This window comes from Clostridia bacterium (assembly GCA_019683875.1).
Lineage (GTDB): Bacteria > Bacillota > Sulfobacillia > RBS10-35 > Bu92 > Bu92.
In genome coordinates, this window is the sequence record JADGHN010000007.1 from 1 (window position 1) to 21971 (window position 21971).

Below are 21971 nucleotides of genomic sequence, written 5' to 3' on the forward strand. Positions count from 1 at the left end.
CCCGGGGCCGGGGGGGGGGGGGGCGCGGGCGGGGGGGGGGCGGGGGGTGGGGGGCCACGCCGCACTGTTGCGCCACCTGGGCGATCTGGGCCTCAAGCCGGGCGCGCGCGTGCGCGTCCTGGAACGGGAGCCGTTTGACGGCAGCATGCGCGTCGAGTGTGACGGCCGCGACTTTCTTGTCAGCGGTCGCGTGGCGGACGCGGTCGCGGTTCACGCATGAGAAATTCGGCGAGATTGAGGAGAGGATTGTGATGGCGCCGCCGTTCGAGGGATGGGGAGGGTCGGAGGCGGGAGCGGAAGCGTTCGGTCACGCGGCAAGGCGTCCGCAGCTGGCCGCCACGTTTGCCGGCTGGATCCGCCGCGCGCTGCCGTTCTTCGGCCCGGCGTTTCTCGTCAGCGTCGGCTACATGGACCCGGGAAACTGGGCGACGGACATCGCCGCCGGTTCGAACTTCGGCTACCGCCTGCTGTGGGTCGTCCTCGCCAGCAATCTCATGGCCATCCTCCTGCAGGGCATCTCCGCGACGCTTGGGTTGCGCAGCGGGGCCTCCCTGGCCGCCAACGCCAAGCGCCACCTGCCGGTGTGGGCGGCATGGGGATTCTTCGCCACGGCGGAACTGGCCGCCATGGCCACCGACCTGGCCGAGTTCCTGGGGGCGGCGCTTGGCTTTCACCTGCTTCTGGGGATCCCGCTGGTCGCGGCCGTGCTGGTCACCGCGGCCGTGGTGCTGGGCATTCTCTTCATCTCCGGCCGCGCCGCGCGGCGTCTGGAAGCCGTCATTCTCGCGCTGGTCGGCGTCGTCGGGCTCGCGTACGTGCTTGAAGTCTGGCTTGCGCGCCCCGACTGGCACTCGATCGCGGTCGGGACGCTGGTGCCGCGGCTGGGATCGCAGTCGGCCCTGCTCATCGCCATCGGCATCCTGGGCGCGACCGTGATGCCTCACAACGTGTTCCTCCACTCGTCCGTGGTGCTGAGCCGGCGGCGTGAGGGGGACGACGAGCACAACCGCCGCGCGCTCCGTTTCGCGTACGCGGACACGGCGGTCGCCCTGAACGTCGCCTGGCTCGTCAACGCCTCGATGATCGTGATGGCGGCCGCGGTGTTCGCGGGGCACGGTCTCACGGTGGAATCGATCGAGGGCGCGCACCGCACGCTCGCCCCGCTGCTCGGCCCCATGGCGGCGGCCGCGTTCGCCGTGGCGCTGCTCGCCGCGGGGCTGTCCTCGTCCGTGACGGGCACGCTGGCCGGCCAGACGATTTTGGAAGGGTTCGTCGGCCGGAAGATCAGCGTGTTCTGGATGCGCCTTGTGACGATGGTGCCGGCGCTCCTCGTGGTGGCGCTCGGCGTGGACGCCTTCCGCGTGCTGGTCCTGAGCCAGGTGTTCCTCAGCCTGCAACTGCCGTTCACCGTGGCGGCGCTCCTGTACCTCGCCGCCAACCCGCGCGTGATGGGCGGAGAGCCCGTGCGCGGGCCGGTCCTCTGGACGGCCGTGGGCGTGGGGCTCCTGATAGTGGCGGCAAACGTGCTACTTTTGTACGGGACCTTCACCGGGGCTGCGTGATGCGGTTACACGCGCCAGCCCCGCGGGACCGGAGCGCATCCGGCGGCGGAACGGCCGCGCGCCACGCCCGCGCGGCCGTTTGCGCGAGAACACGCCACGGGGAGCGGCCATGACGACGCACCACCTTGAGACGACCGAGCGCACCCTCGCGGCGCTCGACTTTCCGGCGATCGTGGAGCGGCTCGCCGAGCGCGCCGCCACGCCGATGGGCGCGGAGCTGGCGCGCCGGGTGCGGCCGCTGGCGGGGCGGCTGGCCGTGCGCCGCGCGCAGGCGGAGACCACGGAGGCGCGCCGGCTGCTGGACGAGGGCCACGGGCTTCCCTTCGACGGCGTGCGCGACATCCGCGCGGCGGTGGCGCGCGCGGAGAAGGGCGGGCGGCTGGACGGCGCGGAGCTGTGGGCCGTCGCGTCGACGGCGCGCGCGGCCGCGCGCTTGGCCAAGCACCTGCGCGCACGGCGGGAGCAGGCGCCCACGCTGGCCGACCGCGCCGAGACGCTCGGCGACCACGCCCGGCTCGCCGCGGCCATCGAGGCGGCCGTGGACGCCGACGGCCTCGTCGTCGACGGGGCGAGCCCGGAACTGGCCCGCCTGCGCCGGCAGCACCGGTCCCTCAGCGCCCGCCTGCGCGAGCGCCTGGATTCGCTCGCCCGCTCGCCGGCGCTGGCGCCGTTCCTCCAGGAACCGATCGTCACGCTGCGGGCGGGCCGGTACGTCGTGCCGGTCAAGGCGGAGCACCGCGCCAGCGTGCCGGGCGTGGTCCACGACACGTCCTCGTCCGGCGCCACGGTCTTCGTCGAGCCGATGGCGGTGGTCGAGATCAACAACGAGCTGCGCCGCGTGGAGGCCGCCATCCGCGACGAGGAGGAGCGGATCCTCGCCGAGTTGAGCGAGCGGGTGCGGGCCGAGGCCCTCGCGCTGCGCGCCACCGTCGACGCGCTGGCAGAGCTCGACCTGATCGCCGCCCGCGCCCGCCTGAGCGCGGCGATGGACGCCGTGGAACCCGAGGGGCTGGACGGCGAGGCGGTCGACCTTCGCGGCGCGCGCCATCCGCTGCTCACGGGGCACGTCGTGCCGATCGACGTGCGGCTGGGCGGCGAGATCCGCACGCTCGTCATCACGGGGCCGAACACCGGCGGCAAGACCGTCAGCCTGAAGACGGTCGGGCTTCTCGCGGTGATGGCGCAGTGCGGGCTGCACGTGCCCGCCCTGCCGGGCAGCCGCCTGCCCGTGTTTCCCCAGGTCTTCTGCGATGCCGGCGACGAGCAGGGCGTGCAGCAGAACCTCTCGACCTTCTCCTCCCACATGAGCCACATCGTGGAGATGGTGGGCCGCGCGCGCCGCGGGGCGCTGGTGCTGCTCGACGAGCTCGGCGCCGGGACCGACCCCGCGGAAGGCGCCGCGCTGGCCATGGCGATCCTGCAGACGTTCCAGCAGCGCGGTTGCCTCACCATGGCCACCACGCACTACTCGGAGCTCAAGGCGTTCGCCTACCGGGAGCCCGGCATGCGGAACGCCTCCGTGGAGTTCGACGCGGAGACGCTCCGGCCCACGTATCGCCTGACGATCGGCCTGCCGGGCAAGAGCAACGCGTTCGCCATCGCGGCGCGGCTCGGGCTGCCCGGAGACATCCTGGCCCGGGCGCGGGAGTACCTCTCCGTGGAGAACCGGGAGGTGGCCGACCTGCTGGAAGAACTGGCCGAGTTGCGCGACGATCTGCACAGGGAGCGCGAGGCGGCCGAGCGGGCGCGGCGCGAGGCCGACGAGCAGGCGGCGCTGGCGCGGCAACGGCTGGAATCGCTGGAGCGTGAGCGTGCCGCGCTGGCCCGGGAGGCTCGGGAGAAGGCGCGGGAGTATGTGCGCCAGGCGCGCGCCGAACTGGAGGCGATCGTTGCCGAGGCCCGCCGTCGCCTTCATGAGGAGACGGCCGCTGAAGCCGCGGAGAAGGCCGAGGCGGCGCTCGCAGAACTCCGCCGGCGCGACCGCGCGCTGTCGGGCGAGGCGTCCCCCGCGCCGGGCGGGCGAGGGGACGAGGCGGGCCGCGTACCGGCCGCCGAGGACGTCATCCCGGGCCGGACGTTTTACGTGCGCAGCCTGAGGCTTGAGGGGGAGGTGTTGGCCGCCCCGGACGCCGAAGATCTCGTCGCCGTGCAGGTGGGCGTCATGCGCGTCACCGTGCCCCGCGCCGATCTCGCAGTGGTCGAGGGCGCCGCGCGCCCCGGCGGCCGGGCGGGGTCCCCGTCGGCCGGATCTTCCGGCCGGACCCGCGTCCAGCTGGCGGAGGGCCGGCCGCCCGGCGCCCGCCCGGAACTCGACCTGCACGGGTTGACCGTCGACGAGGCGCTGCCGCTCGTGGACAAGTACCTCGACGACGCGTATCTGGCGGGCCTGCGGACGGTCCGCCTCGTCCACGGAAAGGGCACGGGCGCGCTGCGGCAGGCCGTGCGCCGCTTCGTCGCCTCGCACCCGCTGGTCGCCTCGTTCCGGCCGGGGACGGCGGAGGAGGGCGGCGCGGGCACGACGGTCTGCCAGCTGCGGGACGGCTGACCCGTGTTCGACGCGCTTGCGGCGCGTCGCCCGCGCACCACACTGAAGGAGGCCATGTGAAGCGATGTCGGAATACCGCGTGGAACGCGACTCCATGGGCGAGATGCAGGTGCCCGCGAACGCCTACTACGGCGCGCAGACGCAGCGGGCGGTGCTCAACTTCCCCATCAGCGGCCTTCGGTTTCCCCGCAGTTTCATCCGCGCCATGGGACTCATCAAGCGAGCCGCGGCCGAGGTCAACATGGAACTGGGGCTGCTCGACCGGCGCCTGGGCGAAGCCATCGTGAAGGCCGCCCAGGAGGTGGCGGACGGGCGCTGGGACGACCAGTTCGTCCTCGACATCTTCCAGACGGGGTCGGGCACCTCGACGAACATGAACGCGAACGAAGTCATCGCCAACCGCGCGGCGGAACTCCTGGGCGAGCCGCGCGGCGCCAAGGCGGTCCACCCGAACGACCACGTCAACATGGGCCAGTCGAGCAACGACAGCATCCCCACGGCCATCCACGTCTCGGCGCTTGAGCAGGTCGAGAAGCGACTGTTGCCGGCCCTTGAGCGGCTGCGGGAGGGGCTTGAGGAGAAGGCGCGCGAGTTCGACGACATCGTCAAGATCGGCCGCACGCACCTGCAGGACGCCACGCCGATCCGCCTCGGCCAGGAGTTCAGCGGCTACGCGAGCCAAATCGACCACAGCATCCGGCGCGTGCGCGCCGCCGCCGAGGACCTGCGCGAGCTGGCGCAGGGCGGCACGGCCGTCGGCACGGGCATCAACACGCACCCGGAGTTCGGCGCGCGCATGGCGGCGCGGCTGTCCGAACTCACCGGCGTCCGCTTCCGCGAGGCGGAGAACCACTTCGAGGCGCAGGCCGCGCGGGACGCCGCCGTGTTCATGAGCGGCGCGCTCAAGACGGTGGCCGTGTCCCTCATGAAAATCGCGAACGACATCCGCTGGCTGGGCTCGGGGCCCCGCTGCGGCCTCGGCGAGCTGATCCTGCCGGCCGTCCAGCCCGGCTCCAGCATCATGCCGGGCAAGGTGAACCCGGTCATCTGCGAATCCGTGATGATGGTCTGCGCCCAGGTCTTCGGGAACGACGTCGCCATCACCACGGCGGGGCAGCACGGCAACTTCGAGCTCAACGTGATGATGCCGGTGCTCGCCTACAACCTGCTCCAGCAGATCGATCTCCTGGCCGCGTCGGCGGACAACTTCGACCGCCAGTGCATCCGCGGCCTGAAGGCCGATCGGGAGCGCGCGGAGAGCCTCGTGGAGCAGAGCCTGGCGATGGTGACGGTGCTCGCGCCGGTGATCGGCTACGACCGCGCGGCCGAGATCGCGAAGAAGTCCTACGAGACGCGGCGGACGGTGCGCGAGCTGGTGATGGAGGCGGGGATCCTCCCCGAGGACGAGGTGAACCGGCTCCTCGACCCGCGCCGGCAGACGGAACCGGGCGTGGCGCGGTAGGCCGCGCCCGGTTCGCCTTAAATCTTCCGCAGCCGCACCCGCTGTACCGCGTGGTCGGGCCCCTTCTCAAGGATGAGCCGCGCGCGCCAGCGCGTGGGCAGGATGTTCTCCACGAGGTTCTTCTGGTTGATCTCCTCCCAGATCCGGCGCGCCGTCGCCACCGCCTCCTCGGTGGTCAGCTCGGCGAAGCGGTGGAAGTACGAGGACGGGTCGCGGAAGGTCGTCTCCCGCAACGTCAGGAACCGTTCGACGTACCAGCCCCGGATGAGGTCCGGGTCCGCGTCGACATAGATCGAGAAGTCGAAGAAGTCGGACACGAACACGCGCGGCCCGTTGCTGGACGGGCCCGTCTGGAGCACGTTCAACCCCTCGACGATGACGATGTCCGGCCGCCGGACGACCTGGTACTCGCCCGGCACGATGTCGTATCGCAGGTGCGAGTACACGGGCGCGCGCACCTCCGGCACGCCCGACTTCAGGTCCGACATGAACTGCAGGAGCCGGCGCAGGTCGTAGCTCTCCGGAAAGCCCTTGCGGTGCATCAGGCCGCGCTCTTCCAGAACGCGGTTGGGATACAGGAAGCCGTCGGTGGTGACGAGGTCGACCCGCGGGCTGTTCGGCCAGCGGGACAGCAGCGCCTGCAGGATGCGGGCCGTCGTGCTCTTGCCGACGGCCACGCTGCCCGCGATGCCGATCACGAAGGGCACCTTCGTGCCGGGGTCGCCGAGGAACGTGTGCGTCGCCCGGTGCAGGTCCTGCGTGGCGGCCACGTACAGGTTGAGGAGCCGCGAGAGCGGCAGGTAGATGTCGACGACCTCGTCCATCGACAGCCGCTCGTTCAGGCCGCGGAGGCGGTCGAGGTCGCTCTCCGACAGGGTGAGGGGGGTGTTGGCCCGCAGGGCCGCCCACTCCTCGCGGCTGAACTCGATGAACGGCGAGATCGCCACGGCCGATGTGCCTCTCTTATTCGGTGATGAACCAGCGAGCCAGTTCGTCGACGTGACCTTCTTCCACGCAGCGCATGGTGGGCGCCTCCGCCTTGTGCGGCACCACGGTGACCGTCACCGTCTCGCCGGGCGGGATCTTCACGTCGAAGTCCCACCCGTCGACCTTCAGCTCGTGCTGGACGTCCTTGTCGGCATTCCGGATGACCAGCGTCACCTGCTGCCCGACGTGCGCTTCGATCGCCACCGGATCGATGTGATGCGTGCTGACGGTGACGTTCACGGTGATCGGTTCATGGGTGCCGGCGGACGTCTCGCTGGACGGCGGCTGCGCCGGTTGGCCGCTGCCGCAGGTCTGGGTTGGCGGCGCGAGCCACATGTCCTTCGGGATCCAGTTGATGGCCCGCTGATCGGTGTACCGGCTCCCGTAATACGCGCGCGCGATCGGCTCGACCTGGGCGAACCCGAACGGCTCCCGGTTCAGGAACGTCTTCGTGACCGGCGGATACGGGCAGCCGGCGGACCAGAGCAGGTCCTCGTGGCCGGCGGCCACCTGGCGTGCCACCCACACGTCGCTCACGTCCGTGGGCTCCGTGCCGGCGATGAACACCTCGACGCGCCGGTACTGCGGCGGCGTGTCGGGGCCGGCCAGCTTGCCCGACTTGATGTCGATCTCGCGCTGGACGATGCCGTCCGGCCGCGGGAAGTCCGTGGGCTTCTGGCCCTTCAACGCGCCCGCCATCATGTCGTGCCACAGCGGCGCCGCCCACCGGCCGCCGGACGCGGCGTTGCCCAGCTTGCGCTCGTGGTCGTACCCGATCCACACGACGCCCGTGTACTTCGGCGTGTACCCGGCGAACCAGACCGACTTCTCCTCGCTGGTCGTGCCTGTCTTGCCGGCCACCGGCCAGCCGTCGATGTGCGCCCGCGGCGCCGTGCCGAAGGGCAGGATCCACCCGGACGCGCTGGGGTACGGGTCGACGACGCTGCGCAGCACGTCCGTCATCAGGTACGCCACCTGCGGGCTGACGACGGGCGTGAACTTGGGGCTGTACTCGGCGGGCTTGCCGCTGCCGTCCGTGAGCACGTGCCCCTGGCTGTCCGTCACCTTGAGGATGGCCATCGGCTGCGTGCGCACGCCGCCGTTCGCCAGCGTGGCGTACGCGTTGGCCACCTCCAGCGGCGTGAGGCCGTAGGTGACGCCGCCCAGCGCAAGTGACGGGATCCGGTCGCGCTTGGGGTCAAGGTGAACGAGGCCAAGCTTCTGCGCGTACTCGAAGCCGTTGTCGACCCCGATCATCTGCAGCGTCGCGGCCGCCACGGCGTTGACCGAGCGGCGCACGGCCTCGCGGATCGTCGTCAGGCCCTGGTACGCGTTGTCGTAGTTCTGCGGCACCCACGCGGGGGAGCCGGGCGTCTTGATGAGGTAGGGACGGTCGTCGACCACCGTGGCGGGCGAGTACCCCAGCGCGAACGCCGGCGTGTACACGGCGAGGGGCTTGATCGCCGACCCGGGTTGGTGCTGCGCCTGCCACACGCGGTTCAGGTCCCGCGCGTGCTCGTGCTTGCGCCCGCCGACCATGCCCAGGATGTACCCGTTGTGCTGGTCGATGATCACGGCGGCCGTCTCGATCTCGGGCTGCGCGTCGGGCGAGAACTTCTTGTCCGTCTTGGCCAGAGCGGCGAAGTTGTCCGCCACGGCCTTCTCGATGGACTCCTGCACCTGCGGGTCGAGCGTCGTGTACACGTGGAGCCCGCCGCTGAAGATCTGCTGGTCCGTGAAGCCTTTCGCCTCAAGCTGGTCGATGACGTAATCCACGAAATACGGGTATTTGTAGTCGTTCGGGCCCGCCACCTCGCCGCGCTTGACGCCCAGCGGCTTCTTCTTCGCCTCTTCCGCCTGGGCGCGAGTGATGAAGCCCAGATCCGCCATGCGGTCGAGGACGAGGTTGCGCCGCTCCAGCGCGGCCTGCGGGTGGACGAACGGGTTGAGGGCGGACGGCGCGTTGGGCAACCCGGCGAGCAGGGCCCCCTCTTCGAGCGTCAGTTCGCTCGCCGGCTTGTCGAAGTACGTGCGCGCGGCCGCCTCGATTCCGTAGGCGTGGTTGCCGAAGGGCACCCAGGTCAGGTAGCCCTGCAGGATTTCCTTCTTCGTCAGGTTGCGTTCGAGCTCGATGGCCAGGATGGCCTCCTGGATCTTGCGCTTCAGCGTCCTCTGGGTGCCGATCGGGAAGGCATTTCGCGCGAGCTGTTGGGTGATCGTGCTGCCGCCCTGCAGGTGGCCGCCCGTCAGGTCCCGGACGACGGCGCGCGCGATGCCGATCAGGTCGATGCCGTGGTGCTGCCAGAAGCGCGCGTCCTCGATCGCGACGACCGCGTCCTGCACGTGCTTGGGGACCTTGTCGATGTCCACGGGCAAACGGTTTTCGATCGCCGGGATGTCCACCGCGGGGTTGCCGTGGATGTCGTAGATGATGGACGTCAGCGCGGGTTGGGGGCGGAGCTGGTCGATGGAAGGAAGCGTGCGCACGGCTTCGACGACAAGCGCAGCCGCCGCGCCGCCGCCCGCCAGCAGGACGAGGAGCACGGCGAGGAACAGGACGCGCCCCCAGCGGACCCTGCGCCGGCGCCCGGAACGGGCGTTGCGACGATCTTTGCGGCTTTCGCCGCGCGAGCCGGTCACGGGTTCGCCCCCCCAAACACGCTCCATTATACATAACTCGGCGCCCCGGCTCTCTCAGCGGCGGGACGTGCTATGATGTTCCACGAACTTTTCCCGCGGATGGAGACGTTTGCATGAAGGTACGGGATCCCGGGATCCTGCGCGAGGCCCAGGAGCAGCTGGACGCCCTGCGCCGGGGCGCCACCCAAATCGTCACGGAAGACGAATTACTCGACCGCATCGCGCAGGCCCTGTCCGAGAAGCGCCCGCTGCGCGTGAAATTGGGGGCCGACCCCACGGCGCCGGACATCCATCTCGGACACACCGTCGTTTTGAGGAAGCTGCGGCAATTCCAGGACCTGGGCCACGAGGTCTACTTCGTCATCGGAGACTTCACCGGACGCATCGGCGATCCCACGGACAAGTCGGAGACGCGGAAGCAGCTGAGCGCCGAGGAAGTGGCGGCAAACGCCAGGACGTACGAGACCCAGGTGTTCAAGATCCTCGATCCCGCCCGCACGCACGTGGTGTTCAACTCGCAGTGGCTGGCGCCGCTCGCGTTCGAGGACGTCGTGCGGCTCGCGGCCAGCGTCACCGTCGCGCGGATGCTGGAGCGGGACGACTTCGCCAAGCGCTTCCGGGAGGAGCGCCCCATCTCCCTGCACGAATTCTTCTATCCCCTGATGCAGGGGTACGACTCCGTCGCGCTGCGCATCGACGTCGAACTCGGCGGTACGGACCAGACGTTCAACATCCTCATGGCCCGGCAGATCCAGCGGCACTACGGCCAGGATCCCGAGATCATGCTCAACATGCCGCTGCTCGAGGGGCTCGACGGCGTGCAGAAGATGAGCAAGAGCCTGGGCAACTACATCGGCATCGACGAGCCGCCGGAGGAGATGTACGGCAAGGCGATGTCGCTGCCGGACCCGCTGATCGTTCGCTACTTCGAGCTGGTCACGGATGTGCCGCTGGCCGAGATTCGCGCCATGGAACGCGACATGGAGGCCGGCCAATTGAACCCGCGGGACGCGAAGATGCGCCTTGCGAGGGAGATCGTCCGGCTGTACCACGGGCCCGCCGCGGCCGAGGCGGCCGAGGCGCACTTCCGGCGGGTGTTCCAACAGCGGGAGCTGCCGGAGGAAATGCCGGAGGCGCGTGTGGCCCCCGGGCTGGGGATCGTGGAGATGCTGTGCGCGGCCGGGCTGGCCTCCAGCAAGAGCGAGGCCCGCAGGCTCGTGGCGGAGGGCGCCGTGCGCGTGGACGGGGTGCGCGTCGCCGGCATCGAGGGGGACGTCGCCTGGCAGGACGGCTCCGTGCTGCAGGTGGGTCGGCGGCGCTTTGTCCGCCTGCGCCGCGCCTGAGCGCGGGACGGCACCGTACCGGAGCGCGTATCGCGGGTTGGCGCGCCCGCCGTCACAGGGCGGCCGAAGCGAGCACCGACGGGGCGCAGCGAGGTCGCCCTATGACGGGATGGCCAAGGGGCAGGCAGCACGAAGGAGGGCGTGACGTTGGCCGAGATCGGCGAGGTGCGTGACGTTCGTTGGGCGGAAGCCGAGGCCGAGCGGATTGGCGAGTGGCTCGCGACCCGCGTGAAGGACGCCGGAGCCTCGGGCGTCGTCGTGGGCCTGTCGGGTGGCGTCGACTCCGCCGTCGTCGCCGCGATCGCCTCGCGCACGCTGCCCGGCCGCGTATGGGGCTACATTCTGCCGTGCCACTCGGCCGAGGCGGACGCGCGTGACGCGCGCCTGGTGGCCCGGCATCTGGGAATCGAGGCGCAGACCGTGGAACTCGACGCAGCCTTCGACGCGCTGCTGCCCGTTCTGGAGGCCGCGGGCGGCCCGGCCAAGCCCCTTGCGCGGGCGAACGTCAAGCCGCGCCTGCGCATGATCGCCCTCAACTTCATGGCGGCGCAGAAGAACGCGCTGGTCGCCGGCACCGGCAACGCGAGCGAGCTGTACGTGGGTTACTTTACGAAGTGGGGCGACGGCGGCGTCGACCTGCTTCCCATCGGCCACCTCGTGAAGACCGAGGTGCGCCTGCTCGGCCGGGCGCTCGGCTTGCCGGCCGCGATCGTGGAGCGCACGCCGTCCGCCGGGCTGTGGGAAGGCCAGAGCGACGAGGCCGAGATGGGCTTCACGTACGAGGAATTGGACGCTTACATTCGAAGGGGCGCGTCGGCCGTCGCGCCGGAGGTCGCGGCGAGGATCGCCGAGATGCACCGGCGCAGCGAGCACAAGCGTCACATGCCGCCGACGCCGGACGACGTTTCCTGAGGCGGAGTCGAACATCCATCGTCGTTGAGGGAGGTTGGGCGCGATGGCCGGTCACTCCAAGTGGCATAACCGCATGCATCGCAAGAGCCGCCAGGACGCGAAGAAGGGCGCGCTCTACTCCAAGATGTCGAAGGAGATCATGGCGGCCGCCAAGGCCGGAGGCCCGGATCCGGCCGCCAACACCCGGTTGAAGATCGCCATCGAGCGGGCCAAGGACGCGGGCGTGCCCGCCGAGAACATCGAGCGGGCGATTCGCCGCGGCGCCGGCCTCGAGGAAGGCATGAACCTCGAGGCGGTCACCTATGAAGGCTACGCGCCGGGCGGTGTGGCCGTGCTCATGGAGATCCTCACCGACAACCGCAACCGCACCGCGAGCGAGATCCGGCACCTCTTCAGCCGGCACGGGGGGAGCCTCGGCGAGTCGGGATGCGTCGCCTGGATGTTCGAGCGCAAGGGACTGCTCGTGATCGACCGGCAGGCGACGCCCGTGGACGAAGAGGAGTTGCTCCTGCACGCGGCGGAGGCGGGCGCGGAGGACGTGCGCGTCGAGGACGACTCGTTCCAGATCGTCACCGCGTACGACGACTTCCAGGCGGTCAAGGACGCGCTTGAGGCGCAGGGCTACGTGTTCGCCGACGCGGAGCTCACCATGCTGCCGACCACGGAAGTGCAGCTGGAAGGCAAGACGGCGCAGCAGGCGCTGAGCTTGATCGAGGCCCTGGAAGACCACGACGACGTGCAGAACGTGTACACGAACCTGAGCATCTCAGACGAAGAGCTCGCGAAGCTCGAGGCGTGACGATGCCGCACTTCAGGATCCGTGGCGTCGTCGAGGGGTTCTACGGCCGCCCGTGGACGCCGCGCGATCGGCGGGAAGTCGTCACCTTCATGAAGCAGCGCGGCTTCAACGAATTCGTCTACGCGCCGAAGGACGACCCGTACCACAGGAAGCGCTGGCGGGAGCCGTACCCCAAGGTCGAGATGATCACGTTCGACGACGTCCTCGCCTACCTGCAGCACGGGGACGTCCGCTTCGTGTTCGGGCTGAGCCCGGGCCTGGACATCGTGTACAGCGACCCGGACGACGAAGCCGCCATCTGGCGGAAGTGGGACGTGCTGTGGGAACGCGGGGTGCGGCGCTTCCTTCTCGCGCTGGACGACGTCGACCCCGTCCTGCGGCCGGCGGATGTCGCCGTCTACGGGGAGGGTCCGGCGGCGCTGGGCCGCGCGCAGGGGGAGCTCGTCGCGCGCCTTTGGCGGGCGGGCCGCGAGCGCGACCCGGAGTTTCGCCTGTACTTCTGTCCCACGGAGTACCACGGGACGGAGGCGACCCCCTACCGTGCCGCGCTGGCGGCCACGGTGCCGGCCGAAGTCCCCATCATCTGGACGGGGCCGAAGGTCGTCTCGCCGACGATCACCGTGGACGACGCCCGCGCCATCACGTCCGTGCTTGGACGCCCGCCGCTCATCTGGGACAACTACCCGGTGAACGATTTCCGTCCGGAGCGGCTGTTCCTCGGCCCGATCCGCGGCCGCGAGCCCGGACTCGCGGAGGCGGCGCTCGGCGTCTGGGTCAACCCGATGACGGAGGCTACGGCGTCCGAACTAGCGCTGCACACGTGGGATCTCTTCCTCGGCTCGCCGGAGACGTACGAGCCGCAAGCCGCGTGGGAGGACGCGGCGCGGGCCATCGGGGGGCGCCACGCGTGGGAGGCGCTGCTGCGCTTCGCGGCGCTCAACCAATCCAGCCGCCTGTGGCCGGATGAGGCGCCCCGGTTGCGAGCGGCCCTGGACGCGTTGTGGAGCGCCGTCGAGGCCGCCGACGCCCGCGCCTTCGACACGGCTTGCGACGATCTCGATCGCACCCTGGCGGCGCTTGCGGAGATCGCGCCCGCCTTGGAGGCCCACCTGCCGCGGCGCGACCTCTTCGGCGAGCTGCGGCCGTGGCTGGAGCGGCTTGCTGCGGAGGTCGACCTCGCCCGGCGTGCGCTGGAAGCGCTGCGGCAGCGGGACGGCGCCGCGGCGGGCGCCTTGCGCGAACGCTTGGACGGCCTCCCCGGAGGCCATCTCGTCGCGGAAGGCATGATCGGTGACTTCGTCCGGCGCGTCGCCGACCATCTCCAGTCGCAGGGGACGCCGCGCCAGGGTACATAACCGGAGGATGGGCCGGGCATCCTAACCAGCCTGGGAGGGATGCCCAGTGGCCCCAGCCGCACGCTGGTTCGCCGTGGCCCTGGTGAGTTTCATGCTCGGCGGCGCGGTGGGCGGCGTCGTGATGCGCTCGCTGGACGCCCGGCAGCAGGCCGCCGGCCGCGCCGCGCCGCCGGCCCGCACGGTGGCGCAGGAACAGGCGGCGCCGCGCATTTCGGCCGAGACGGTCGTCGTGACGCGCACGACGTACACCCAGGGAGACTGCCGCCAGACGCTTGAGGAGTCGAATCCCGCGCCGGCCGAGTGGATCGGGCTCACGCGGCCGGACCTGGAACGGCGTTACCCTGACGCCGTCATCGACACGTTCACGCCCGAGCGGGTCGTCATCACCCGCAGCGCGGTGGGCTGCCCGTACCGCGGGCGCACGATCCTGCTCCGCCAGGGCCGCGTGGGGGTCTATTACGGAACGCCGAACGACCTCGGCCCGCTTCAGAGGGAGACGGACATCACCGCCGACCAGTTGACGGACAAGGATCGCGCCCGTCTTGAGAACGGCGTGGTGGTGTCGACGGACGAGGAAGTCGACGCCCTGCTGGAAGGCTTGCAGCACTGACCGAAGGACGAGAGGAAGTGGGCGGCGAACCAGGGCGCGGAGGGGATCGCCGTGCTGCGCCGCCTGGCGTTTGTCGAACTGGCGGTGGACGACTGGGACGCCGCCGTGCGGTACTACCGTGACGTGATCGGTTTGCGCTTGGTCCACCATGACGCGGATCGTCGATGGGCTCTCTTCCAGCTGCCGGCCGGCGACGCCGGCGTCGCCGTGTTCCAGCGCGCAGCCGGGAAGCCGGACGTGGCGCTGACCTTTGAGTGCTCCGACCTGGATGCGACCGCGGCGGAGTGGATCGGCCGCGGCGCTCGGCCGCTCGGCGAGCCGACGACCAGTCCCGAAGGCTACCGTCTGATCCGCTTCGTCGACCCGGCGGGACGCCGGCTGAACCTGTTCGAGTTCGCGGACGGCGACGCTGCACGGTGAGCACGGCGTCGAAAGGTGACCGCGGAGCGCCGGGAGACGCCGCCCGGCCCCCCCGGGGCCGGGCGGCCGGCGGCGGGCAGCGCCGTCAGTACGCCGGGTAGGCCACGTCCATGTCGTAGAGGTTTCCGTACTGTCCTCCCCAGTGGATCTTCAACGTGTAGGTGCCGGCCGCCGGCAACGTCCCGTGCACCAGGGGGATCGACGGCACGGCCGAATAGCCCGTCGTCAGGCATCCGCTCATGACGACGGCGCCGTCCGGCGCGTAGATGCCCCAACACGCGTTGGACGTCACGGAGAGTTGCTGGATCGTCACCTCTCCCGGCGCGGCGTCGAACGTGAACACGGTGTCGTACACGTTCGGCCAGTGGACCCACCCCCGCGTGACCCCGCTCAGCCTGAGGTGCTTGGTCCTCGCGGCCGGCGGATCCTGCACGGAAAGGGTCGCCTGGCCCGTCAACGCGTCCTGGCCCAGGTGGAACCCGTCGCCGGAGAGCACGATGTCGACCGTGCCGCGGGCAGCCGTCACGGACGTCACGGCCGTGCCGTTGGCGTCCGTCGTGGCCTGTACCGGGTCGAAGCGCGCCGTGTCGTTGGAGGACGCGAAGGTCACCGGCACGCCCGGGGTGGGGTTGCCGTAGCGGTCGACCAGGTCGACCTCGAGCCGCACCGGCTCGCCCGGCGTGATGTGGTCGCCTCCCGCGCGGATCGTCGCCGCTGCCGGCTGTCCGGGCAGGAACCGAACGACGGTCGTGAACGCATGGTCGTCGCGGCCGTCCGCGTACGGCCCGCGCACGTACACGGTGAGCGTGACGTCCTCGGCCTCCGTGTCGGTCACCGCAAGGGTGGTGGATCCGTTCAGCGGCCCGCCGGGAGCGTTCGCGCTGGAGGGGACGCGGACGCCGGATTCTTCAAGGGACGTCTCCACGGTGGCACCGGCTGCGGGCAGGCCGTAGTCGTCCCAGACCTGCACGCGCAGCGCGGCACCCTCGTCGCCGGCCTGCGCAACCGGCGACGAAAGGTCGAAGGACGCGTGGGTCGGCTCGTGGAGGGCGGAACCCGTCGTGAAGTGGAAGGTGTAGGTGAAGGCCTCCGCGGCGCGGGCGCGGGGCGAGTGAAGGGCCGCCTTGACGCGGAGTTCCACCGTGTGTTCGGCGTAGCGCTCCAGGAGAGGGTGCGCGACCCTGATCACGGCCTTATCCTTGTCATAGGCGGCGTCCACCCGGCTGCCGTCGAGCCAGACGCCGAAGTGGCCGGATTCCAGCTGTTGACGGAACTGCCGGAAGAGGTGATCGTGGCGGTCGAAACCGATTTCGATCGGCGCGTCCGGACGCACGCCGACCGCCCCGTCTACAGGGGTGGTCCGGGACACCGGGAGCCGGTGCCGGGTCTCCGTGTGGGCCAGCGACCCCGAAGCGGCGGCGGGCGCGGTCCATGTCAGGGCCGTCGCGAGGCTGACCAGGACGAGGGCGGCCACCCTCGTCCGGCGCCAGATGCGGTTGCGCGTCATGCGCGATCTCCTTTCGAACGTCGGATCGGTCGGAGCGCTCCGGCCGTCATGATAGTGGCAAATACTGGCAACCTCTAGACCGAACGGGCGTGCGGCGGGCGGACGTGTTCCGGGTCCGCTTCTCCGGTCGAACGCGCGTTCGTGGATTGGGGAGGGAGTCCAGGGCGGCGGGTCGAACCTGACTCCGGAAGGGATCGGGCGAATTGCGCGTACTTGGAATTGACCCCGGCACGGCTCTCCTCGGCTACGGCGTCGTGGAGGCGGAGGGCGGGCGCCTGCGTGCCCTCGAGCAGGGCGTGGTGCGCACGTCGGCGCAGGAGGCTGTCCAAGAGCGGTTGCTCGCCATCCATGACACGCTTCAGGGCGTCGTGGACCGGTGGCAGCCACAGCTCCTTTCGGTGGAGCAGGTGTTCTTCCGGCAGAACGTCACCAGCGCCCTCTCCGTGGGCCAGGCCCGGGGCGTGGTGCTCCTGCTCGCCGCGCGGGCCGGGATGGACGTGGCCGAGTTCCCGCCGCACGCGGTGAAGATGGCCGTCACCGGCGTCGCGAGGGCGGACAAGTCCCAGGTTCAAGAGATGGTCCGGCTCCTGCTCGCCTTGCCGGCGACGCCGCATCCGGACGACGTCGCGGACGCCCTCGCCGTCGCCATTTGCGGGGCGCATCATGCTCTGAACCCGCTGGCGCGCGCGGGGTGGCGCCGGTGATCCATCATCTGCGGGGCCGGATTGCTCACAAGGAAGCTGGCTTTTGCGTGGTCGAGGTGCACGGGGTCGGGTACCAGCTGGCCGTCCCGGCGTCCACGCTCACGGTATTGCCGGCCGTCGGGCAGGACGTGACGCTGTATACGCGCCTGCTCGTCCGCGAGGACGACGTGTCGCTCTTCGGCTTCGCCACGCTTGAGGAACGGCATCTCTTCAACCAGCTGCTGTCGGTGGCGAGCATCGGCCCGAAGCTGGCGCTGGCCGTGCTCGGCCTGGGCGTGGAGTCCCTTCGAAGGGCGGTCGCCACCGGGGACGACGCCCTCCTGCAATCCGTGCCCGGCGTCGGCAAGAAGACGGCCCAGCGGATCGTGCTGGAGTTGCGCGACAAGCTGGGCGCACATGAAGAGACGACGGCCCGCGCGGACGGTGCGACGCCGCCGGCCGACCCCTACCGTGAGGCGGCGGCGGCGCTCGTCGCGCTCGGCTACGGCCCGGCGGAGGCCGCGCAGGCCGCGGCCTCCGTGCGCCTTGATGGCGCCGAGCCGGACGTGGCCACCATCGTGCGGGAGGCGCTGAAGCGGCTCGCGTCCGGAATCGCGTAACCCGAGAGAAACGGGGAATGGTATGGGCAGGGAAGAGGAACGGCTGATCAGCCCGGCGCAGCGGGACGAGGACCGCCTCCTCGAGCGCTCGCTGCGCCCGAAGACGCTCGCGGAGTTTCCGGGCCAGGAGAAGGTGAAGGAGAGGCTGTCCATCTTCGTCGCAGCCGCCCGCGCGCGCAGGGAAGCGCTGGACCACGTGCTCCTCTACGGTCCGCCGGGCCTGGGGAAGACGACGCTCGCCCACATCGTCGCGGCGGAGCTGGGCGTGAACATCCGCGTGACCAGCGGTCCGGCCATCGAGCGGCCGGGCGACCTGGCCGCGATCCTGACGAACCTCGCGCCGGACGACGTGCTGTTCATCGACGAGATCCACCGCCTGCACGCGTCGGTGGTCGAGGTGCTCTACCCTGCCATGGAGGACTACGCGCTCGACATCGTCATCGGCAAGGGGCCGGGCGCGCGCACGCTCCGCCTCGACCTGCCCCGGTTCACGTTGATCGGCGCCACGACGCGGCCCGGGTCCCTGGCGGGCCCGCTGCGCGACCGCTTCGGCGTGATCTGCCACCTGGCATACTATGAGCCCCGGGAGCTGCAGGCCATCGTGCAGCGTTCCGCGGAGGTCCTGGGCATTCCCATCGATCCCGAGGGGGCGGCCGAGGTTGCCCGGCGCGCGCGGGGCACGCCGCGAATCGCGAACCGCCTGTTGCGCCGGCTCCGGGACTTCGCCGAAGTGAAGGCGGACGGTGTGATATCCTTAGAGGTCGCCCGAAGGGGTCTGGCGTTGTTGGAGATCGACGAGCTCGGCCTCGACGCCGTCGACAGGAAACTGATGGAGACGCTGGCGCGCGTGTACGGGGGCGGTCCCGTCGGCCTCGAGGCGCTCGCGGGCGTCATCGGCGAAGAGCCGACGACTCTTGAGGACGTGTACGAACCGTATCTGTTGCAGATCGGCTTCATTCAACGCACGCCGCGGGGACGCGTGCTGTCGCCGGCGGGGTTCCGCCATCTCGGCCTGCAGCCGCCGAAGGAGAGCCAGGCCGCGCTGTTCGAGGCGGCGGACGGCGGCGCGCAGGACTCCGACCGCTGATCGTCCCCGCAGCCATCGGGAGGTATGCCCATGGACGCATTGGCCCGCATGCTCGTCGTCGCCGGCCTCATGCTCGCCGGCGCCGGCGTGCTGATCTGGCTCATGGGCCGCGTGCCCGGCATCGGTCACCTGCCCGGGGACATCCTCATCAAACGGGGCAATTTCACCTTTTACGCGCCGCTCGCGACGAGCCTTCTGCTGAGCCTTCTCCTCACCGTGCTCCTCAACTTGTGGTTCCGGCGCTGACCGCTCCACAGACCCCCGAAAACGGAAGGGGTGTGCGCGAACGGTATGGGGAACGAGGCGGAGACGAGGCTCGCGCTGGCGAGGGCCGGCGACCGCGAGGCACGCGACGGGCTGATTCGCGCGTACACGCCGTTCGTGTTGCGCGTGGCCTCGCGGGCCTGCGGCCGGTACCTCGTGACGGGGCGGGATGACGAAGTCAGCGTGGCCCTGATCGCCTTCAACGAGGCCATCGACCGCTTCGACGGCGAAGCCGGCTCCTCGTTCCTGGCCTTCGCGGAGATGGTCATCCGCCGGCGCCTGATCGACCATTACCGCGCGTCCCGGAACCCACGCGAAACGCCGCTCACCGAGTTCGAGTCGACGGACGACGAGGGTCAGCCGTTCAACGTCGTGGACATTCGCGGGGCGCTCGCGAAGCACGAGGCGGAAGAGCAGGCGCAGCGGCGACGCGCGGACATCGAGCGCTTCCGCGAGGTGCTGGCGGAGTTCGGCCTGACGCTGCAGGATCTGGTGGACGCCGCCCCGCGCCACGAGGACGCGCGCCGGCGGGCCATGGCGGTGGCGCGGCGGATCGCGGAGACGCCCGCATTCGTGCAGCATTTGAAGCGCCACAAGGCGTTGCCGTTGAAGGAACTCTCGTCGCTGCGGGATCTCGGCGTCAGCCGGAAGACGCTTGAGCGGCAGAGGAAGTACATCATCGCTGTCGCGATGATCCTTCTCGAGGATCTTGAGACGCTGCGGGAGTACATCAAGGCATGAGACGGGCGCGGGGAGGGAACGCCGTGGACGCGGAGCGCCGGGGGATCGTGTTGGAGGTCGGCACGGACCACCTCGTCGTGCTCACTCCGGACGGGGCGTTTCTTCGCGTGCCTCGTGCCTGGTTGCGTCGCGGCGGCGATGTCGGGGACGAGGTGACGTTCTCCTGGGCGGCCGAGCGCGCCGCGCGTCCAATCTGGCTTCGACGCGCGGGCACGGCCGCGGCCGTGGCGGCGATCGCGCTCGCCGCCGTGGGGGCCAGCCTGACGTGGCCCGGGTCCGAGGCCGCGTACGCCCACGTGTCCATCGATCTCGCGCCCGGGGTGACGGCCGATCTGGCGGTCGACGCGCAAGGCCGGGTCATCCGAGCGTACGGGACGCAGGGCGCGGCTGAACTGTTGAGGAAGGCGCGCGTCCAGGGCAAGGACTTGAGCCAGGCCGTGCGCGAGTTGGTGCAGCCGGCGATCCAGAACGGACAAGCGTCTCCGGCGGTCGTCGTCGCCGTCGCCGCGTCGCGGGCGCATGGAACCGCGCCGCAGGCGCTGGCCGGCGAGCTCCGGGCGGCCAAGGACGCGGTGGAGACCGATGCCCGGACGAAGGGCCGCGCGGTCGCCGTCATCGGTCTGGACGACGACGCGCACCACGCCGATTCGCTGCGGGAACAGGCCCAAGCGCACGGGCTGTCGCTGGGCGAGTATCTGTTGTACCTCGAGGCGGCGAAGCAGGGCGCGAAGGTCGACCTTCAGGCCGTCAAAGACCTTGGCGTTTGGGACGCGCTTCGCGAGGCCGGCCTTTCGCCGGACGACATCGCGGAAAAGATCTGGAACGACAAGGACCTCTCCGGATCACCGGGCCGTGGCGACGACCCGCGTACGCACGGGAACAAGACAGGCGACGGAGCCTCCCGAAACTCGGAGGACGACCGCGGCCACGGGGCTCCTTCTCAGCCGGGCAAGGACGGCCATGGCGACGGCCATCGCAACGGGAATGGCCACGGCGCGTCCGATGGCGGTTCCACGAAGGGCTCGGACGAGGGCCACGGCCACGCCAGCACCCGTGGTCAAGATGGCGCAAAAGGTCACGACCATGGGAAGGACGGGTCCGGCGGCACCGCATCGCCGTCCGAGGGTGCCAAGCACAGCGACGGCGGCCAGGACAGGGGCCGCGGCGGGCGGGATTCCGGTGGCGTGCCGGGCCAGGGCGAGCGCGGGTCGCGCGAAGGCGACCCGCACATCCGCCACGACGACTCCGTCTGGCGCCAACTGGGCGACTTCCTCAAGGGCATCGCGCCGTGGGGCGATGACCACGACAGAAACCCGGACGGCGAGCGGAACGACTGACCGCCGCATCCGTGGAACGCTTTGTGCAAGCCCCGAGGACCGAGTAGGATAACTCGGGGGTTGGCTCCGCGTGCGCGTCGAGGATTTCGACTACGATTTGCCGGAAGACCGCATTGCCCAAGCGCCGCTGCCCGATCGGGACGCGGCCCGGCTCATGGTGTTGCGCCGGACCACGCGGGAGATCGAGGACCGTCGCTTCTTCGAGCTGCCCGAACTCCTGGCTCCGGGGGACCTGCTCGTCTTGAACGACACCCGCGTCCTTCCGGCGCGCCTCGTCGGCCGGCGGGCGACGGGCGGCACGGCGGAACTCCTTCTCCTGCACCCCGAGGGCCGCGACGGCGAGTGGCGCGCGCTCGCGCGGCCGCACCGCCGCCTGCGCGCCGGGGAGACGCTTTCCTTCGAACGCGGACTGCGCGCGACGCTGATCGAGAAGGCGGCCGAGGGCGAGGTCGTCGTCCGGCTGGAGGCCCCAGGCGGCTGGGAGGCCGCCCTGCGCGAAGCCGGCCGCGTGCCGCTGCCGCCGTACATCCGCAGGCCTCTGGAAGACCCCGAGCGATACCAGACGGTCTACGCCCGGGAAGAGGGATCGGCCGCCGCACCCACGGCCGGCCTGCACTTCACCCCGCGCCTGCTGGAGGCGCTTCAGGCGCGCGGCGTGGAGACGGCGTACCTGACCCTGCACGTGGGCCTGGGCACGTTTCGTCCCGTCCACGTCGAACGCATCGACCAGCACAGGATGCACGCCGAGTGGTACCGCCTGCCGCCGGAGACGGCGGCGGCCGTGGCCCGCGCGCGCGAGCGCGGCGGCCGCGTCGTGGCCGTCGGAACGACCGTCTGCCGCACGCTGGAGACCCGCGCCACGGACGAGGGTCTCGTGGAGCCGGGCAGCGGCTGGACCGATCTCTTCATCTACCCCGGATTTCGCTTCCGCGTCGTCGACGCGCTGGTCACGAACTTCCACCTGCCGAAGTCGACGCTCCTGATGCTCGTGAGCGCGTTCGCCGGGCGCGAGTTCGTCCTGTCCGCGTATCGGCGCGCGGTGGAGAGCGGGTATCGCTTCTACAGCTTCGGCGACGCCATGCTGATCCTGTGACGTG

20 protein-coding genes are annotated in these 21971 nt (G+C 70.7%); 17 read left to right on the top strand and 3 right to left on the bottom strand.

Annotated elements, in window-relative coordinates; genetic code table 11:
* Positions 1-46 precede the first annotated feature (46 nt).
* The 4 genes from IRZ18_01060 to IRZ18_01075 all read left to right on the top strand — a co-directional run bounded on the left by IRZ18_01060 (position 47) and on the right by IRZ18_01075 (position 5569).
* A complete protein-coding gene (locus IRZ18_01060) occupies positions 47-220 on the top strand; it encodes a ferrous iron transport protein A (protein ID MBX5475698.1) in 174 nt (57 codons plus the stop codon).
* Positions 221-251: 31 nt separating this feature from the next.
* Complete coding sequence (locus IRZ18_01065; protein MBX5475699.1) at positions 252-1562, top strand: Nramp family divalent metal transporter; 1311 nt, start codon at positions 252-254, stop codon at positions 1560-1562.
* A 109-nt stretch (positions 1563-1671) separates the two neighbouring features.
* On the top strand, positions 1672-4107 hold the full coding sequence (locus tag IRZ18_01070) for an endonuclease MutS2 (GenBank protein ID MBX5475700.1): 2436 nt from the start codon (positions 1672-1674) through the stop codon (positions 4105-4107).
* A gap of 64 nt (positions 4108-4171) precedes the next feature.
* Positions 4172-5569 (top strand): class II fumarate hydratase, encoded by a 1398-nt coding sequence (locus IRZ18_01075; protein MBX5475701.1) that lies wholly within the window; start codon positions 4172-4174, stop codon positions 5567-5569.
* Positions 5570-5586: 17 nt separating this feature from the next.
* Here IRZ18_01075 and IRZ18_01080 read toward each other — a convergent pair whose 3' ends face one another.
* Together IRZ18_01080 and IRZ18_01085 are read right to left on the bottom strand one after the other, a co-directional pair.
* Positions 5587-6516 carry a type I pantothenate kinase gene (locus tag IRZ18_01080; GenBank protein ID MBX5475702.1) on the bottom strand — a complete coding sequence of 310 codons (930 nt, stop codon included), beginning with the start codon at positions 6514-6516 and terminating at the stop codon, positions 5587-5589.
* Between the two features lie 16 nt (positions 6517-6532).
* Positions 6533-9196: a PBP1A family penicillin-binding protein gene (locus IRZ18_01085; protein ID MBX5475703.1), complete on the bottom strand. Its 2664-nt coding sequence runs from the start codon at positions 9194-9196 to the stop codon at positions 6533-6535.
* A gap of 113 nt (positions 9197-9309) precedes the next feature.
* Between IRZ18_01085 and IRZ18_01090 the strand changes: the two genes are divergently transcribed.
* The 6 genes from IRZ18_01090 to IRZ18_01115 all read left to right on the top strand — a co-directional run bounded on the left by IRZ18_01090 (position 9310) and on the right by IRZ18_01115 (position 14635).
* The gene (locus IRZ18_01090) at positions 9310-10539 is read left to right on the top strand and encodes a tyrosine--tRNA ligase (GenBank protein ID MBX5475704.1); all 1230 of its coding nucleotides are present in this window, start codon (positions 9310-9312) and stop codon (positions 10537-10539) included.
* Between the two features lie 165 nt (positions 10540-10704).
* Complete coding sequence (nadE, locus tag IRZ18_01095; GenBank protein MBX5475705.1) at positions 10705-11451, top strand: NAD(+) synthase; 747 nt, start codon at positions 10705-10707, stop codon at positions 11449-11451.
* A gap of 43 nt (positions 11452-11494) precedes the next feature.
* On the top strand, positions 11495-12250 hold the full coding sequence (locus tag IRZ18_01100; protein ID MBX5475706.1) for a YebC/PmpR family DNA-binding transcriptional regulator: 756 nt from the start codon (positions 11495-11497) through the stop codon (positions 12248-12250).
* A 2-nt stretch (positions 12251-12252) separates the two neighbouring features.
* Positions 12253-13605, top strand: coding sequence for a beta-N-acetylglucosaminidase domain-containing protein (locus IRZ18_01105; GenBank protein MBX5475707.1), 1353 nt, complete (start codon positions 12253-12255; stop codon positions 13603-13605).
* Between the two features lie 46 nt (positions 13606-13651).
* The gene (locus IRZ18_01110; GenBank protein MBX5475708.1) at positions 13652-14215 is read left to right on the top strand and encodes a BofC C-terminal domain-containing protein; all 564 of its coding nucleotides are present in this window, start codon (positions 13652-13654) and stop codon (positions 14213-14215) included.
* A gap of 51 nt (positions 14216-14266) precedes the next feature.
* Complete coding sequence (locus tag IRZ18_01115) at positions 14267-14635, top strand: VOC family protein (GenBank protein ID MBX5475709.1); 369 nt, start codon at positions 14267-14269, stop codon at positions 14633-14635.
* 85 nt (positions 14636-14720) lie between these two features.
* Here the strand turns inward: IRZ18_01115 and IRZ18_01120 are convergent, their stop codons facing one another.
* Positions 14721-16142: an Ig-like domain-containing protein gene (locus IRZ18_01120; protein MBX5475710.1), complete on the bottom strand. Its 1422-nt coding sequence runs from the start codon at positions 16140-16142 to the stop codon at positions 14721-14723.
* 203 nt (positions 16143-16345) lie between these two features.
* On the opposite strand from IRZ18_01120, the gene ruvC reads away from it, so the two are divergent.
* The 7 genes from ruvC (at position 16346) to queA (ending at position 21967) form a co-directional block, all read left to right on the top strand.
* The gene (gene ruvC, locus IRZ18_01125; protein ID MBX5475711.1) at positions 16346-16846 is read left to right on the top strand and encodes a crossover junction endodeoxyribonuclease RuvC; all 501 of its coding nucleotides are present in this window, start codon (positions 16346-16348) and stop codon (positions 16844-16846) included.
* Positions 16843-17445 (top strand): Holliday junction branch migration protein RuvA, encoded by a 603-nt coding sequence (ruvA, locus tag IRZ18_01130; protein MBX5475712.1) that lies wholly within the window; start codon positions 16843-16845, stop codon positions 17443-17445. Before ruvC ends, ruvA begins: the two co-directional genes overlap by 4 nt.
* A 22-nt stretch (positions 17446-17467) precedes the next feature.
* A complete protein-coding gene (gene ruvB, locus IRZ18_01135) occupies positions 17468-18532 on the top strand; it encodes a Holliday junction branch migration DNA helicase RuvB (protein MBX5475713.1) in 1065 nt (354 codons plus the stop codon).
* Positions 18533-18562: 30 nt separating this feature from the next.
* Positions 18563-18778 carry a DUF2905 domain-containing protein gene (locus IRZ18_01140; protein ID MBX5475714.1) on the top strand — a complete coding sequence of 72 codons (216 nt, stop codon included), beginning with the start codon at positions 18563-18565 and terminating at the stop codon, positions 18776-18778.
* Between the two features lie 45 nt (positions 18779-18823).
* Complete coding sequence (gene sigI, locus IRZ18_01145) at positions 18824-19537, top strand: RNA polymerase sigma-I factor (GenBank protein ID MBX5475715.1); 714 nt, start codon at positions 18824-18826, stop codon at positions 19535-19537.
* 23 nt (positions 19538-19560) lie between these two features.
* Positions 19561-20874 (top strand): hypothetical protein, encoded by a 1314-nt coding sequence (locus tag IRZ18_01150; GenBank protein ID MBX5475716.1) that lies wholly within the window; start codon positions 19561-19563, stop codon positions 20872-20874.
* A gap of 70 nt (positions 20875-20944) precedes the next feature.
* Positions 20945-21967 carry a tRNA preQ1(34) S-adenosylmethionine ribosyltransferase-isomerase QueA gene (queA, locus tag IRZ18_01155; protein ID MBX5475717.1) on the top strand — a complete coding sequence of 341 codons (1023 nt, stop codon included), beginning with the start codon at positions 20945-20947 and terminating at the stop codon, positions 21965-21967.
* Positions 21968-21971 lie beyond the last annotated feature (4 nt).